The organism is Pseudomonas sp. G2-4 (assembly GCF_030064125.1).
Lineage (GTDB): Bacteria > Pseudomonadota > Gammaproteobacteria > Pseudomonadales > Pseudomonadaceae > Aquipseudomonas.
Window position 1 is genome coordinate 1,133,839 of sequence record NZ_CP125957.1, and the last position, 13,484, is coordinate 1,147,322.

The following is a 13,484-nucleotide window of genomic DNA, read 5'->3' on the forward strand; positions in this document are numbered from 1 at the left end:
CTCTATGTCCCTGCGCTTCGCGCTCGTTTTGCTGTTGGCCGGGCTTTGCACCGGTTGTGTTCTGTCGGGTGACTACAACCCGATGAAAACCAGCAAGGGGCGCGACGAGGCCCGCGTGGCCTATGTGCAACTGGGCATTGGCTATCTGCAGCAGGGCATGACCGAACGGGCCAAGGTCCCGCTCAAGAAAGCCCTGGAACTGGACGATTCCGACCCCGACGCCAACGCGGCCCTGGCCCTGGTGTTCCAGGCCGAGATGGAACACGAGCTGGCCGACGATCATTTTCGCAAGGCGCTGTCTGGCCGGCCGCAGGATGCGCGGATCCTGAACAACTACGGCAGCTTCCTTTTCGAGCAGAAACGCTACAAGGAAGCCTACGAGCGTTTTGAACAAGCGGCCGCCGACACGCTGTACCCCGAGCGTTCGCGGGTTTTCGAGAACCTGGGCATGACGGCTTCGAAACTTGGCCAGCGTGACCTGGCCCGCCAGCAGCTTGAAAAAGCGCTGCGGCTCAACCGCCAGCAACCGCGGGCCTTGCTGGAAATGGCTGAGTTGTCTTACGAAGACAGGCAATATGTGCCTGCCCGCGACTATTACGAACGTTTTAGCCTGCTGAGCGAGCAAAATGCACGTAGTCTATTGCTCGGTGTTCGACTGGCGCATGTGTTTGAAGATCGTGACAAGGCTGCCAGTTATGGCCTGCAACTAAAAAGACTCTATCCCGGTACGCCGGAATATCAGCAATACCTGTCGGAGCAATGATGAAAGCGGCGCATCCTGAAGTGGTAGCAGCGACTCGCGTAAACCCCGGTGAGACCCTGCGTCAAGCCCGCGAAAGCAATGGTTGGTCGCTGGCCGAAGTGGCCATCAAGCTCAATCTCACCGTGGCTTCCCTGGGCAATCTGGAAACCGGCGCGTTCGACAAGCTGCCAGGGCATACCTTCGCCCGGGGCTACATCCGCGCCTATGCCAAATTGCTCGGCATGGACCAGACCCTCCTGGTCCAGCAATTCGATCAATACACCGGTTCCGACGCCCAGGGCAGCAATGTGCACAGCCTGGGGCGCATCGAGGAGCCAGTTCGCGTTTCCCACACTATTTTGCGAATCGTCAGCCTGTTGTTGCTGATCGCGGTGATCGGCGGCGGTTTTGTCTGGTGGCAGGACCAGGCCTCCTTGCGCAACAAGGAACCGGTCACCATGAACCCTGAACACGTCGAAGTCGAAGGCGCCGACGGCACCACCCAGATCCATCCGCTGGACGAGCCGGAAGACCAGGCAGTGGTGGAAGCCCAGGGCGAAGGCGAAACCACCCTGGCGCTGCCTCAAGGCCAGGACGGCGCCGCTGCCGAGGCGGGTGCCGAGCCGACTGTCCCGGCACCTGCGCCCGCTGCACCGACCACGAGCGAGCCGGTTGCCGCTGCTCCTGCCGTGCCGAGCACGCCTGCGCCAACCGTCGCTGCACCCGCTGCCCCAACGGCTCCCGCCGTAGCCCCAGCCCCGGCAGCGCCAGTGGCACCGTCGGCCGGTGAAGGCCAGGTACAGATTCAATTCGTCGCCGATTGCTGGACGCAAGTTACCGATGGCAACGGCAAGGTGCTGTTCAGTGGCCTCAAGCGCAAGGGCGACAGCACCTCCCTCAACGGCAAGCCGCCATTCGCCGTGCGCCTGGGTTATGCCCGTGGCGCGCAGGTCAGCTACAACGGCCAGCCGGTCGACATCGCTCCGTTCACCAGTGGCGAGACCGCTCGCCTGAAGTTGGGTCAATAAGTCATGCACGGCGAATCTCCAATCAAGCGTCGCGAATCCCGCAAGATCTGGGTCGGTAACGTTCCCGTGGGGGGCGACGCGCCTATCGCTGTGCAGAGCATGACCAACAGCGACACCAACGACGTGGCCGCCACGGTCGCGCAGATCAATCGCCTGGAAGCCGCCGGCGTCGACATCGTGCGGGTTTCCGTGCCGGACATGGACGCCGCCGAGGCCTTCGGCAAGATCAAGCAATTGGTCAAGGTGCCGCTGGTGGCCGACATCCATTTCGACTACCGCATCGCCCTGCGCGTGGCCGAGCTGGGCGTGGACTGCCTGCGCATCAACCCGGGCAACATCGGTCGCGAAGACCGGGTACGCGCCGTGGTGGATGCCGCCCGCGACCGTGGCATCCCGATCCGTATCGGCGTCAACGCCGGTTCCCTGGAAAAAGACCTGCAGAAGAAATACGGCGAACCGACCCCGGCAGCGCTGGTGGAGTCGGCCCTGCGCCATGTCGAGCACCTTGAACGCCTGAATTTCCAGGACTTCAAGGTCAGTGTGAAGGCTTCCGACGTGTTCATGGCCGTCGAAGCCTACCGCCTGCTGGCCAAGGAAATCGTCCAGCCGCTGCACCTGGGCATCACCGAAGCCGGTGGGTTGCGTTCGGGCACGGTGAAATCCGCCGTCGGCCTCGGTATGCTGCTCGCCGAAGGGATTGGCGATACCATCCGCATCTCGTTGGCGGCGGACCCGGTCGAGGAAGTGAAAGTCGGCTACGACATTCTCAAATCCCTGCACCTGCGTTCCCGCGGTATCAACTTCATCGCCTGCCCGAGCTGCTCGCGGCAGAACTTCGATGTGGTCAAGACCATGAACGAGCTGGAAGGGCGCCTCGAAGACCTGCTGGTGCCGCTGGATGTCGCGGTGATTGGTTGCGTGGTCAACGGGCCGGGCGAAGCCAAGGAGGCCCATATCGGCCTCACCGGCGGTACACCGAACCTGATTTACATCGATGGCAAGCCGTCGCAGAAACTGACGAATGACAATCTGGTGGATGAGCTGGAACGGCTGATCCGCCAGAAAGCGGCCGAAAAGGTCGAAGCCGACGCCGCAGTGATTGCGCGTGGTTGAGTCGAACGAATTTAAGGATTACCTGTGAGCAAGTCCCTGCAAGCCATTCGTGGCATGAACGACATCCTGCCCGAGCAGACGCCCCTGTGGCGCTATTTCGAGGGTACCGTGGCGCGTTTGCTGGATAACTACGGTTACCGGCAGATCCGCATGCCGATCGTTGAATTCACCGAGCTGTTCAAGCGCTCCATCGGTGAAGTCACCGACATCGTCGAAAAAGAGATGTACACCTTCGACGACCGCAACGGCGATTCGCTGACCCTGCGCCCTGAAGGCACGGCGGCCTGCGTGCGCGCCGTGCTCGAGCACGGCATCACCGGTGGCGGCCAGGTGCAGAAACTCTGGTACATCGGCCCGATGTTTCGTCACGAACGCCCGCAAAAGGGCCGTTATCGCCAGTTCCACCAGATCGGTTGCGAAGTGTTCAACCTCGACGGTCCGGACATCGACGCCGAATTGATCGTGCTGACCTGGCGCCTGTGGGGCGAGTTGGGCATTCGCGACGCGGTCAAGCTTGAGCTCAACAGCCTCGGCACTGCTGAAGCCCGCGCTCGCTACCGTGACGCGCTGGTAGAATTCCTTTCGGCCCGCCTCGAGCACCTGGACGAAGACAGCCAGCGCCGGTTGAAAACCAACCCGTTGCGGGTATTGGATACCAAGAACCCGGACACCCAGGCCGTGCTGGTGGATGCACCAAAACTGGCCGACTACCTGGACGACGAATCCCGCGTGCACTTCGAGGGGCTCAAGGCCCGTCTGGACGCCGCTGGCATTCCCTACGTGATCAACCCGAAACTGGTCCGTGGCCTGGATTACTACAGCAAGACCGTATTCGAGTGGGTCACCGACAAGCTCGGCGCCCAGGGCACCGTGTGTGCCGGCGGCCGCTACGACGGGCTGGTGGAGCAGATGGGCGGCAAGCCGACCCCGGGCGTCGGTTTCGCCATGGGCATCGAACGCCTGGTGCTGATGCTCGAGGCTTTGGACAAGGTGCCAGAAGAGCTTTCCCGTCAGGTCGACGTTTACCTGTGCGCCTTCGGCGAAGCAGCCGAACTGGCGGCCCTGACGTTGAGCGAACGGGTCCGCGACCAGTTGCCCAACCTGCGCCTGCAGATCAACGCCGGGGCTGGCAGCTTCAAAAGCCAATTCAAGAAGGCCGACAAGAGCGGTGCGCTGTATGCACTGATCCTCGGTGACGACGAACTGGCCCAACAAGTGGTAGGTTTCAAACCCCTGCGTGGCCAGGGCGAACAACAAAGCATTGCCTGGGATGCGCTTGCTGCACACCTGGCCACCTGCGTCGTGCAGGGTTGAAGCTGTCAAACAGCCGATTTAGCGATTAAGGAGTATTGGGGTGTCGAGTACCGAAGATGAACAGCTGGCGGATTTGAAGGACTGGTGGACGCGCAACGGCAAGCCGCTGGTCACTGGCGGCCTGTTGGCGCTGGTCATCGTGTTCGGCTGGCAGGCCTACCAGAAATACCAGAGCAACCAGTCGCAAGGCGCCTCGGTGCTCTATCAGCAATTGCTGGAAACCACCCTGACCCCGGACGGCAAGCCTGACCCTGCCCGCGTGGCGGACCTGGCCGGCAAGCTGGACAAGGAATTCGGTGGCACCGCCTACGCGCAATACGGTCGCCTGTTCGTGGCCAAGGTCGCCGTGGACAGCGGCAAGCTGGACGACGCCGCTACCGAACTCAAAGGTATCGTCGACAAGCCGGCCAACCCGACCCTGGGCGAAGTGGCGCGTCAGCGCCTGGCGCAGGTGCTGGCGGCGCAGAACAAGGCTGAAGATGCGTTGAAGCTGCTCGACGGCGATGCCGACAAGGCATTCCTGGCGACCCGCGAAGAACTCAAGGGCGACCTGCTGGTACAGCTGGGCCGTGCCGATGAGGCCCATGCGGCCTACCAAAAAGCCAAGGCTGCGCTGTCGGATGAAGCCGCGGTCGGTGGCCTGCAAATCAAGCTGGACGACCTGGCCAAAGGGGATGCGTGACGTGATCCAGTGGAAACATGCAGCATTGCTGGCCCTGGCCATTCTGGCCGCGGGTTGCAGCAGCAACAGCAAAAAAGAACTGCCTCCGGCCGAACTGACCGACTTCAAAGAAGAAGTCGTGCTGCAGAAGCAGTGGAGCCGCTCCATCGGTGACGGCCAGGGTGAAACCTACAACATGCTGGTGCCGGCCATCGATGGCGACACCATCTATGCCGGCGACGTCACGGGCGTGGTCATGGCGATGGATCGCAGCAATGGCGACGTCAAATGGGAGAAAGATCTCGAACTGCCTGTTTCCGGCGCCGTTGGCGTGGGTTACGGGCTGGTCATGATCGGCACGCTCAAGGGCGAGATCGTGGCCCTGGACGCGAGCAGCGGTGAAGAGAAATGGCGCGCCCGCGTGACCAGTGAAGTACTCGCACCGCCCGCCACCAACGGTGACGTGGTCGTGGTCCAGACCCAGGATGACCGTCTGATTGGTCTGGATGCCGCCACCGGCAACCAGCGCTGGTTGTACGACAGCACCCCGGCGGTACTGACCTTGCGCGGCACCAGCGCGCCGATCGTCACCAACCGCCTCGCGGTGGCTGGGTTGTCGACCGGTAAAGTGGTCGCCTTGGATGTTTCCAACGGCGTGCCGGTCTGGGAACAACGGGTAGCGATCCCACAAGGTCGCTCGGAACTGGAGCGCGTGGTCGACATCGACGGCGGCCTGCTGCTGTCCGGCGGTACTCTGTATGTCGCCAGCTACCAGGGCCGCGTTGCGGCGCTGGACCTGGAAAGCGGTCGTCCGTTGTGGCAGCGCGATGCGTCCAGCTACGCCGGTGTCGCCCAGGGTTTTGGCAGCGTCTACGTGAGCCTGTCCTCGGGCACGGTTGAAGGCGTCGACGAGCGTTCCACCACCGCATTGTGGAGCAATGACTCCCTGGCCCGTCGTCAACTGTCGGCCCCGGAAGTGTTCTCCAGCTACGTTGCCGTGGGTGACCTGGAAGGTTACCTGCACCTGCTCAGCCAGGTGGACGGCCGTTTCGTCGGTCGCGAGCGCATCGACAGCGACGGCCTGCGGGCTCGTCCGCTGGTGGCGGGCAACATGATTTATGTGTATGGCAACAGCGGCAAACTGGAAGCCCTGACCATCAAGTAAGACTATGCTTGGGGCTAATCCCCCAAGCGGCCTTGTTCACAAGGTTTGCAGGGCTTCCACAGACTGCCCCGAGCACCAGCCGCTGCCTCGCAGCGGCTTTTGTATTTTCTGAAATAACGAAGTGGAGAGCCGCATGGTTCCCGTAATCGCCCTGGTGGGCCGACCGAACGTCGGCAAGTCCACCTTGTTCAACCGCCTGACCAGGACTCGCGACGCCATTGTCGGCGACTTGTCCGGTCTGACCCGTGATCGCCAATACGGTGAGGCCAAGTGGCAAGGGCGTACCTATATTCTGGTCGACACCGGCGGCATCTCCGGTGATGAACACGGCATGGACGAAAAAATGGCCGAGCAGTCGCTGCTCGCCATCGAAGAAGCCGATGTGGTGCTGTTCCTGGTAGACGCCAAGGCCGGTTTTACCGCCGCCGACCAGATGATCGCCGAGCATTTGCGCAAACGTAACAAGCGTTCCTACGTGGTTGCCAACAAGGTCGACAACATCGACCCGGACATGGCCCGCGCTGAATTCGCCCCGTTGGGCATGGGCCAGGCGATCCCGATCGCCGGAGCCCACGGTCGTGGCATCACCCAGATGCTGGAAATCGCCTTGGCTGATTTCCCGAAAGACGATGCAGACGAGCCGGAAGACGGCGAGGAAGAAATCGTCGCCGAGGGCGAGGAAGCCAAGCGCATTCCAGGCCCGAGCGAAAAAGACGGGATCAAGATCGCCATCATCGGTCGCCCGAACGTGGGCAAGTCGACGTTGGTCAACCGCATGCTCGGCGAAGACCGGGTCATCGTGTACGACCAACCCGGTACCACCCGCGACAGCATCTACATCCCGTTCGAGCGTAACGAAGAGAAGTACACGCTGATCGACACCGCCGGTGTGCGCAAGCGCGGCAAGATCCACGAAGAAGTCGAAAAGTTCTCCGTGGTCAAAACCCTGCAGGCGATCAAAGACGCCAACGTGGTGATCTTCGTGATGGACGCCCGCGAGGGTGTGGTCGACCACGACTTGAACCTGTTGGGCTTCGCCCTGGAAGCCGGTCGTGCGCTGGTCATCGCGATCAACAAGTGGGACGGCATGACGCCGAGCGAGCGCGATTTCGTCAAGATCGAATTGCAGCGTCGGCTGTTCTTCGTCGACTTCGCCGACATCCACTTCATCTCGGCTCTGCACGGCACGGGCGTGGGCAACCTCTACGCCTCGGTGCAGAACTCGTTCAAGTCCGCGGTCACCCGCTGGCCGACCAACCGCCTGACCCAGATCCTCGAAGACGCCGTTGGCGAGCACGCCCCGCCGATGGTCAACAACCGCCGGATCAAGCTGCGTTACGCCCACTTGGGTGGTGCCAACCCGCCGATTATCGTGATCCACGGTAACCAGATCGAGAAGGTACCCAAGTCGTATGTCCGTTATCTGGAGAACACCTATCGCCGCGTCCTGAAGCTGGTCGGCACGCCGATCCGCATCGAATTCAAGGGCGGCGAGAACCCGTACGAAGGCAACAAGAACACGCTCACCGACCGCCAGGTCAACAAGAAGCGCCGCTTGATGTCGCACAACAAGAAGGCTGACAAGAAGCGTCGCGATAAGCGCTGATTCGATGCCGATTGCCCGGGAGCTTCTGTGGCGAGGGAGCTTGCTCCCGCTGGGTTGCGAAGCAACCCCAAGATGTACCTACCACAGCCGTGCATCAGACATAACCCAGGGGGCTGCTGCGCAGCCCAGCGGGAGCAAGCTCCCTCGCCACGGTTGTTCGGCGACATAAAAAGGGTGCCCACCGCGGCACCCTTTTTCATGCCCGGCGATTGGGCTATCCTCGACCTCTCCCGCGCCGCACCTGAGCCGGGTGCAGACCCAGGGAACCCCCGATGATCACCAGCAAGTTGCCGAATGTCGGCATCACTATCTTTACCCAGATGTCCCAGCTCGCGGCGCAGACCGGCGCGCTCAATCTGTCCCAGGGGTTTCCCGATTTCGATGGTCCGCAGGCCCTGCGCGATGCGGTTGGCCGGCATATCGCCCAAGGCCATAACCAATATTCGCCCATGACCGGTTTGCCGGCCCTGCGCCAGCAGATCGCGGCGAAGATCGCCCGCAGTTACGGCGTCGGCGTCGATGCCGACCAAGAAGTCACCGTCACACCCGGGGCGACCCAGGCGATTTTCTGTGCCATTGCCGCCGTGGTTCATAGCGGCGACGAAGTGATCGTGTTCGACCCTTGCTATGACAGCTACGAGCCGGCGGTGCAACTGGCCGGTGGGCGCTGTGTGCATGTGCAATTGGGCCTGGATGACTTCGCCATCGACTTCCAGAAGCTCGGCGAAGCCCTCAGCCCACGCACGCGGATGATCATCCTCAACAGTCCCCACAATCCCAGCGGCGCCCTCATCAGTCGTGCCGAGCTGGATCAGTTGGCGGCGTTGATTCGTGACCGCGACATTTACCTGATCAGCGACGAGGTCTACGAACACCTGGTGTTCGACGGCGTTTCCCACGCCAGCGTGTTGGCCCATGAAGAGCTGTACCGACGGGCCTTCGTGGTCAGTTCGTTCGGCAAGACCTACCACGTCACCGGCTGGAAAACCGGCTATGTCGTGGCGCCACCGGCCCTGACGGCGGAGCTGCGCAAGGTGCATCAATACGTCAGCTTCTGCGGCGTGACGCCGCTGCAGTACGCGTTGGCCGACTACATGGCCGAGCATCCGGAGCATGTCGAAGAATTGCCGGACTTCTACCAGGCCAAGCGCGACTTGTTCTGCGATCTGTTGACCCCCTCGCGGTTCAGTTTCAAACGGGTGGCCGGCACCTATTTCCAGTTGGTGGATTACTCGCAAATTCGCCCGGACTTGAATGACGTCGACATGGCCGTCTGGATGACCCGTGAGCACGGCGTGGCGACGATCCCGGTCTCGGTGTTCTACCAGAGCCAGCCCGAAGGCCAGCGCCTGGTGCGCCTGTGTTTTGCCAAACGCGAGGAGACGCTGCGCGAAGCGGCGGAAAAACTATGCGTGATCTGAGTGTGTTGCCCAACCTCAATGTCGCGTTGGTCCAGACCACCCTGGCCTGGCACGACCGCCAGGCCAACCTGGCGCACTTCGAAGGCCTGCTGGAGCAGGCGCGTGGGGCGGACCTGATCATCCTGCCGGAAATGTTCACCACCGGGTTTTCCATGGAGTCCGAGGCCCTGGCGGAGCCGGAATACGGACCGTCGCACAAGTGGCTCAAGGCCCAGGCGGCGAAGCTGGACGCGGTCATCACCGGCAGTGTGATCATCCAGGCGGCGGACGGCAGCCATCGCAATCGTCTGCTCTGGGCGCGCCCGGACGGTGAGGTGCTGCATTACGACAAGCGTCATCTGTTTCGCATGGCGGGGGAGCACAACCATTACACGCCGGGCGAGCGCCAGGTGTTGTTCGAACTCAAGGGCTGGCGCATTCGTCCGCTGATTTGCTACGACCTGCGCTTCCCGGTCTGGAGCCGCGACGCCGAGGACACCGACCTGTTGCTGTACACCGCCAACTGGCCGGGGGCCCGGCGCCAGCATTGGAACCGGTTGCTGCCGGCCCGAGCCATCGAGAACCTGTGCTACGTCGCGGCGGTGAACCGCATCGGCACGGACGGCAAGGGCTTCGCTTATACCGGTGACAGTCAGGTGCTGGATTTCCAGGGCGAAACCTTGCTCAGTGCCGGCGAGGCAGACGGGGTATTCACGGTGTGCTTGAGCGCGGCGGACCTGGCGGCGTATCGCACGCGGTTTCCCGCGAACCTGGATGCCGATAGCTTCGAATTCATCTAATTGAAACGTTTCAGCCCTTCAGCAACGGTGTTGCGTGCCGATAAATGGTCAGCCAAGGAGAATGCTCATGACCACTATCAGCGCAACCACCGTCAACCCGTACCCGCTTTCGGCGCCTAAAGTCTCGATCAAAGGGGCCGCTGAAGAGAAAGAAACCATTGCTGTAGCGCCGACTGACGCCAGCGGCGATAAGGACAAGGACAGCAAGCTAAGTGTGGATACCAGCGGTGCGAATGTCGCCGGTGCTCCTTCCAGTGGCGGCGGGGACATCATCGAACAACTGAAAAAGCAGATCGAGCAGGCCGAAAAACTGCTGGCCCAGCAGCAAGCCCAATTGGCCCGTGTGCAGAAGAGCCAGGCCAACGAAGAGCAGAAGGCCCAGCAGGCCATGGCCATCCAGACCCAGATCATGGGTACCCAGGGGATGCTGCAAACCTTGCGGGCGTCGTTGTTGCTGGCCATGACCGTTTCTGTCGATATCCATGCCTGAGACTTGTATTGCCTGACAGGCCGCTATCGCGAGCAAGCTCGCTCCCACAGGGGGCTGAGGTGTGGTCACAGGATTTCGGACCCACTGAAGATCCAGTGTGGGAGCGAGCTTGCTCGCGATGAGGCCAGAACAGTCAGTACAAAACCATCCGCCAAACAAAAAGGCCCCGGGGATCACACCCCAGGGCCTTTTGCATTTCAGCTGTGGATCAGGCCGCCTTGGCTTCCGGCTGGCTCAGCGAGCGGTTCAGCGCACTGAACAGTGCCTTGAAGCTGGCAGTGGTGATGTTTTCATCAATGCCCACGCCGTGCACCGCACGTTCACCGTTGACCCGCAGTTCGATATACGCCGCTGCCTTGGCGTTGGTGCCCGCACCGATGGCGTGTTCGTTGTAGTCCATGATCTCCACCGGAATCGGCAGGCCGGCCACCAGGGCTTCCAGCGCGCCGTTGCCCTTGCCGCGCCAGTGCAGGTTGGTTTCGCCCTGGCCCTTGCTCGCGACTTCCACTTCCACGGCACTGTTGCCGTTTTCTTCCTGCAGGCGATGGCTGACCAGCGCGTACGGGGTGTTGGCTTGCAGGTATTCGCGCTGCAGCAGGCTGTGGATCTGCTGGGCGGTCATTTCCAGGCCGAGGCGATCGGTTTCGCGCTGGACCACCTGGCTGAATTCGATCTGCATGCGGCGTGGCAGGCTGATGCCGTACTCCTGCTCCAACAGGTAGGCGATACCGCCCTTGCCGGACTGGCTGTTGACGCGAATCACCGCCTCGTAGCTGCGGCCGATGTCGGCCGGGTCGATCGGCAGGTATGGAACTTCCCACAGACCGTCTGATTTCTGCTGGGCGAAGCCCTTGCGAATCGCGTCCTGGTGCGAACCGGAGAACGCCGTGTGAACCAGGTCGCCCACATACGGGTGACGCGGGTGCACCGGGATCTGGTTGCACTCTTCGACCACTTTGCGCACGCCGTCGATGTCGGAGAAGTCCAGCCCGGGGTGGATGCCCTGGGTGTAGAGGTTCAGCGCCACGGTCACCAGGTCGACGTTACCGGTGCGTTCGCCGTTGCCGAACAGGCAACCTTCGACACGGTCGGCGCCAGCCATCAGGCCCAGTTCGGTGGCGGCCACGCCGGTGCCGCGGTCGTTGTGGGTATGCAGGCTGATGAGCACGCTGTCACGGCGGGTGATGTTGCGATGGAACCACTCGATCTGGTCGGCGTAGATGTTCGGAGTGGCGACTTCCACGGTCGCCGGCAGGTTGAGGATCACCTTGCGCTCAGGCGTCGGGTTCCAGACTTCGATCACTGCGTCGCAGACTTCCTTGGCGAACTCCAGCTCAGTGGCGCTGAAGGTTTCTGGCGAGTATTCGAACTGCCATTGGGTTTCCGGCTGCTGCGCCGCGTATTTGACGAACAGCTTGGCCGCGTTCACCGCGATTTCCTTCACGCCTTCCTTGTCCTGGTTGAACACGATGCGGCGGAACGATGGGCAGGTGGCGTTATACAGGTGGACGATGGCTTTTTTCGCGCCGCGCAGGGATTCGAACGTGCGGGCGATCAGGTCTTCACGGGCCTGGGTCAGCACCTGGATGGTGGTGTCGTCCGGGATGTGGCCTTCTTCGATCAGGGTGCGCACGAAGTCGAAATCGGTCTGCGAAGCCGCCGGGAACGATGCTTCGATTTCCTTGACGCCCACGGCCACGAGGGTTTTCCAGAAGCGCAGCTTCTTCACAGCGTCCATTGGCTCGATCAGCGACTGGTTGCCATCACGCAGGTCGGAACTGCACCAGATCGGCGCGGCAGTGATGGTCTTCGACGGCCAGGTGCGATCCGGCAGGTTGATGGTCGGGAAGGCGCGGTATTTGGAAGACGGGTCTTTGAGCATGCTCATCAGGGAATCCTTATTGTCGTGGCCGGAAAAAGGCGGCCTGCCGGTGGTTCGAATGGGGGTGGCTTCAGAGCCGGGACGAGGTGCCGCGATTCAGCCCGGCAGTCGTGCGCTGACGAGGCACAGGCTGCGGTGCTGGCGAAGCTGGATGAGGGTGTGAGAGGTTTTCATGCCTCAACCCTAACCGGGCGAGGGGAGGATCGCAAGCAGTCGGAAAAAATTGAGATAAGTTCTGTTTTTGGAAGAGTTTTCGAGATTTAATCGCGTGTTACTGGGGGAATTGTAGTTTTATTGCGTCGATATTTGGAGTTCGGCAATCCATGGGGATGGGGTGATGCTGTTGCCGTCATCGCGAGCAAGCTCGCTCCCACAGGTACAGCCGCGTTTTTCAGAACGCCGAAATACCCATGTGGGAGCGAGCCTGCTCGCGAAGAAGCCAGTAGCCCCAGTAAAAATCTCAGGGCTGGAACGCCCCAATGAAAATCGCCGGATCCACCCGCGCATCATTCAGGCTGATGTTCCAGTGCATGTGCGGGCCGGTCGCCCGACCTGTGGCGCCGACCTTGCCCACCACCGTGCCCCGGGCCAGTTGCTGGCCGACTTTCACGTCGATCTTCGACATGTGGCAGAACATGCTGATGAAGCCTTGGCCGTGGTCGACAAACACGGTGTTGCCATTGAAGAAGTAATTGCCGGTGAGGATCACCTTGCCGGCGGCCGGGGTCTTGATCGGCGTGCCGGCGGGCACGGCGAAGTCCAGGCCGGCGTGAGGGTTGCGTTCCTCGCCGTTGAAGAAGCGGCGCACGCCGAACTTGCTCGATAGCGGGCCGTTGACCGGTTTGTCCAGCAGCAGGTTGCTGGGGATGTTCGGGCTGAAGCTGCGGTAGGCCTTCAGTTGCACGGCCAACTCGGCCTCGATGCGCTTGAGGTCCGCCGGGTTCGGGTTGACCTGGCGTTTGTTCTTCAGGGTGATGTGTTGCTCGGGGTACTTTTTATAGCCCACCACGAACGGCTGGGTGCCGCCGCCACTGCTGATCTTTTGAGTGCCGGGTTGGACTGTCAGCGGAATGCCGACAATCGCCAGCCAGTTGTTCTGTTCCTTGACCACCAGCACCGGCTTGCCCTGGTAACTGGCCTTCGGTGCCTGGGCCGCACTGCCCAGGTCTACCACGGCTACGCCGCCGGGAACCGGTTTGTTCAACAGGCGAGTGATGTAACTGTCGGCGTGGGCGTTGAAGGTCAGGCACAGCAACAGCAGTGGGGCGAGATATCGCGGCATG

Annotated in this window: 12 protein-coding genes; 10 read left to right on the plus strand and 2 right to left on the minus strand. The window is 61.8% G+C overall.

Annotated features, from left to right (window positions below; genetic code table 11):
• Positions 1-4 precede the first annotated feature (4 nt).
• The 10 genes from pilW (at position 5) to QNH97_RS05015 (ending at position 10,319) form a co-directional block, all read left to right on the plus strand.
• Entirely contained in the window at positions 5-763 is a 759-nt protein-coding gene (gene pilW / locus QNH97_RS04970; RefSeq protein WP_283555865.1) for a type IV pilus biogenesis/stability protein PilW, read from the plus strand.
• Entirely contained in the window at positions 763-1,770 is a 1,008-nt protein-coding gene (locus QNH97_RS04975; protein WP_283555866.1) for a RodZ domain-containing protein, read from the plus strand. The genes pilW and QNH97_RS04975 overlap by 1 nt, the downstream gene beginning before the upstream one ends.
• 3 nt (positions 1,771-1,773) lie before the next feature.
• Entirely contained in the window at positions 1,774-2,883 is a 1,110-nt protein-coding gene (gene ispG / locus QNH97_RS04980; RefSeq protein ID WP_003185136.1) for a flavodoxin-dependent (E)-4-hydroxy-3-methylbut-2-enyl-diphosphate synthase, read from the plus strand.
• Positions 2,884-2,907: 24 nt separating this feature from the next.
• A complete protein-coding gene (hisS, locus tag QNH97_RS04985) occupies positions 2,908-4,197 on the plus strand; it encodes a histidine--tRNA ligase (RefSeq protein WP_283555867.1) in 1,290 nt (429 codons plus the stop codon).
• A 40-nt stretch (positions 4,198-4,237) separates the two neighbouring features.
• Positions 4,238-4,879: a YfgM family protein gene (locus tag QNH97_RS04990; RefSeq protein ID WP_025212011.1), complete on the plus strand. Its 642-nt coding sequence runs from the start codon at positions 4,238-4,240 to the stop codon at positions 4,877-4,879.
• Entirely contained in the window at positions 4,872-6,023 is a 1,152-nt protein-coding gene (gene bamB, locus QNH97_RS04995; protein WP_025212012.1) for an outer membrane protein assembly factor BamB, read from the plus strand. Before QNH97_RS04990 ends, bamB begins: the two co-directional genes overlap by 8 nt.
• A gap of 133 nt (positions 6,024-6,156) precedes the next feature.
• The gene (gene der, locus QNH97_RS05000; protein ID WP_283555868.1) at positions 6,157-7,629 is read left to right on the plus strand and encodes a ribosome biogenesis GTPase Der; all 1,473 of its coding nucleotides are present in this window, start codon (positions 6,157-6,159) and stop codon (positions 7,627-7,629) included.
• Between the two features lie 272 nt (positions 7,630-7,901).
• Positions 7,902-9,050 (plus strand): pyridoxal phosphate-dependent aminotransferase, encoded by a 1,149-nt coding sequence (locus QNH97_RS05005; protein WP_283555869.1) that lies wholly within the window; start codon positions 7,902-7,904, stop codon positions 9,048-9,050.
• The gene (locus QNH97_RS05010; RefSeq protein ID WP_283555870.1) at positions 9,038-9,829 is read left to right on the plus strand and encodes an amidohydrolase; all 792 of its coding nucleotides are present in this window, start codon (positions 9,038-9,040) and stop codon (positions 9,827-9,829) included. Before QNH97_RS05005 ends, QNH97_RS05010 begins: the two co-directional genes overlap by 13 nt.
• Positions 9,830-9,896: 67 nt before the next feature.
• Positions 9,897-10,319: a hypothetical protein gene (locus QNH97_RS05015; protein WP_283555871.1), complete on the plus strand. Its 423-nt coding sequence runs from the start codon at positions 9,897-9,899 to the stop codon at positions 10,317-10,319.
• Between the two features lie 208 nt (positions 10,320-10,527).
• On the opposite strand, the gene leuA is transcribed toward QNH97_RS05015, so the two are convergent.
• Both leuA and QNH97_RS05025 read right to left on the minus strand, forming a co-directional pair.
• Complete coding sequence (gene leuA, locus QNH97_RS05020) at positions 10,528-12,207, minus strand: 2-isopropylmalate synthase (protein WP_283555872.1); 1,680 nt, start codon at positions 12,205-12,207, stop codon at positions 10,528-10,530.
• A 454-nt stretch (positions 12,208-12,661) separates the two neighbouring features.
• A complete protein-coding gene (locus QNH97_RS05025; protein ID WP_283555873.1) occupies positions 12,662-13,483 on the minus strand; it encodes a peptidoglycan DD-metalloendopeptidase family protein in 822 nt (273 codons plus the stop codon).
• Position 13,484: the final 1 nt, after the last annotated feature.

Bases quoted from the DNA above. Each gene is read 5' to 3' on its own strand.
- pilW (WP_283555865.1), top strand. From the start codon at position 5: ATGTCCCTGCGCTTCGCGCTCGTTTTGCTGTTGGCCGGGCTTTGCACC.
- QNH97_RS04975 (WP_283555866.1), top strand. From the start codon at position 763: ATGAAAGCGGCGCATCCTGAAGTGGTAGCAGCGACTCGCGTAAACCCC.
- ispG (WP_003185136.1), top strand. From the start codon at position 1,774: ATGCACGGCGAATCTCCAATCAAGCGTCGCGAATCCCGCAAGATCTGG.
- bamB (WP_025212012.1), top strand. From the start codon at position 4,872: ATGCGTGACGTGATCCAGTGGAAACATGCAGCATTGCTGGCCCTGGCC.
- der (WP_283555868.1), top strand. From the start codon at position 6,157: ATGGTTCCCGTAATCGCCCTGGTGGGCCGACCGAACGTCGGCAAGTCC.
- QNH97_RS05005 (WP_283555869.1), top strand. From the start codon at position 7,902: ATGATCACCAGCAAGTTGCCGAATGTCGGCATCACTATCTTTACCCAG.
- QNH97_RS05010 (WP_283555870.1), top strand. From the start codon at position 9,038: ATGCGTGATCTGAGTGTGTTGCCCAACCTCAATGTCGCGTTGGTCCAG.
- QNH97_RS05015 (WP_283555871.1), top strand. From the start codon at position 9,897: ATGACCACTATCAGCGCAACCACCGTCAACCCGTACCCGCTTTCGGCG.
- leuA (WP_283555872.1), bottom strand. From the start codon at position 12,207: ATGAGCATGCTCAAAGACCCGTCTTCCAAATACCGCGCCTTCCCGACC.
- QNH97_RS05025 (WP_283555873.1), bottom strand. From the start codon at position 13,483: ATGCCGCGATATCTCGCCCCACTGCTGTTGCTGTGCCTGACCTTCAAC.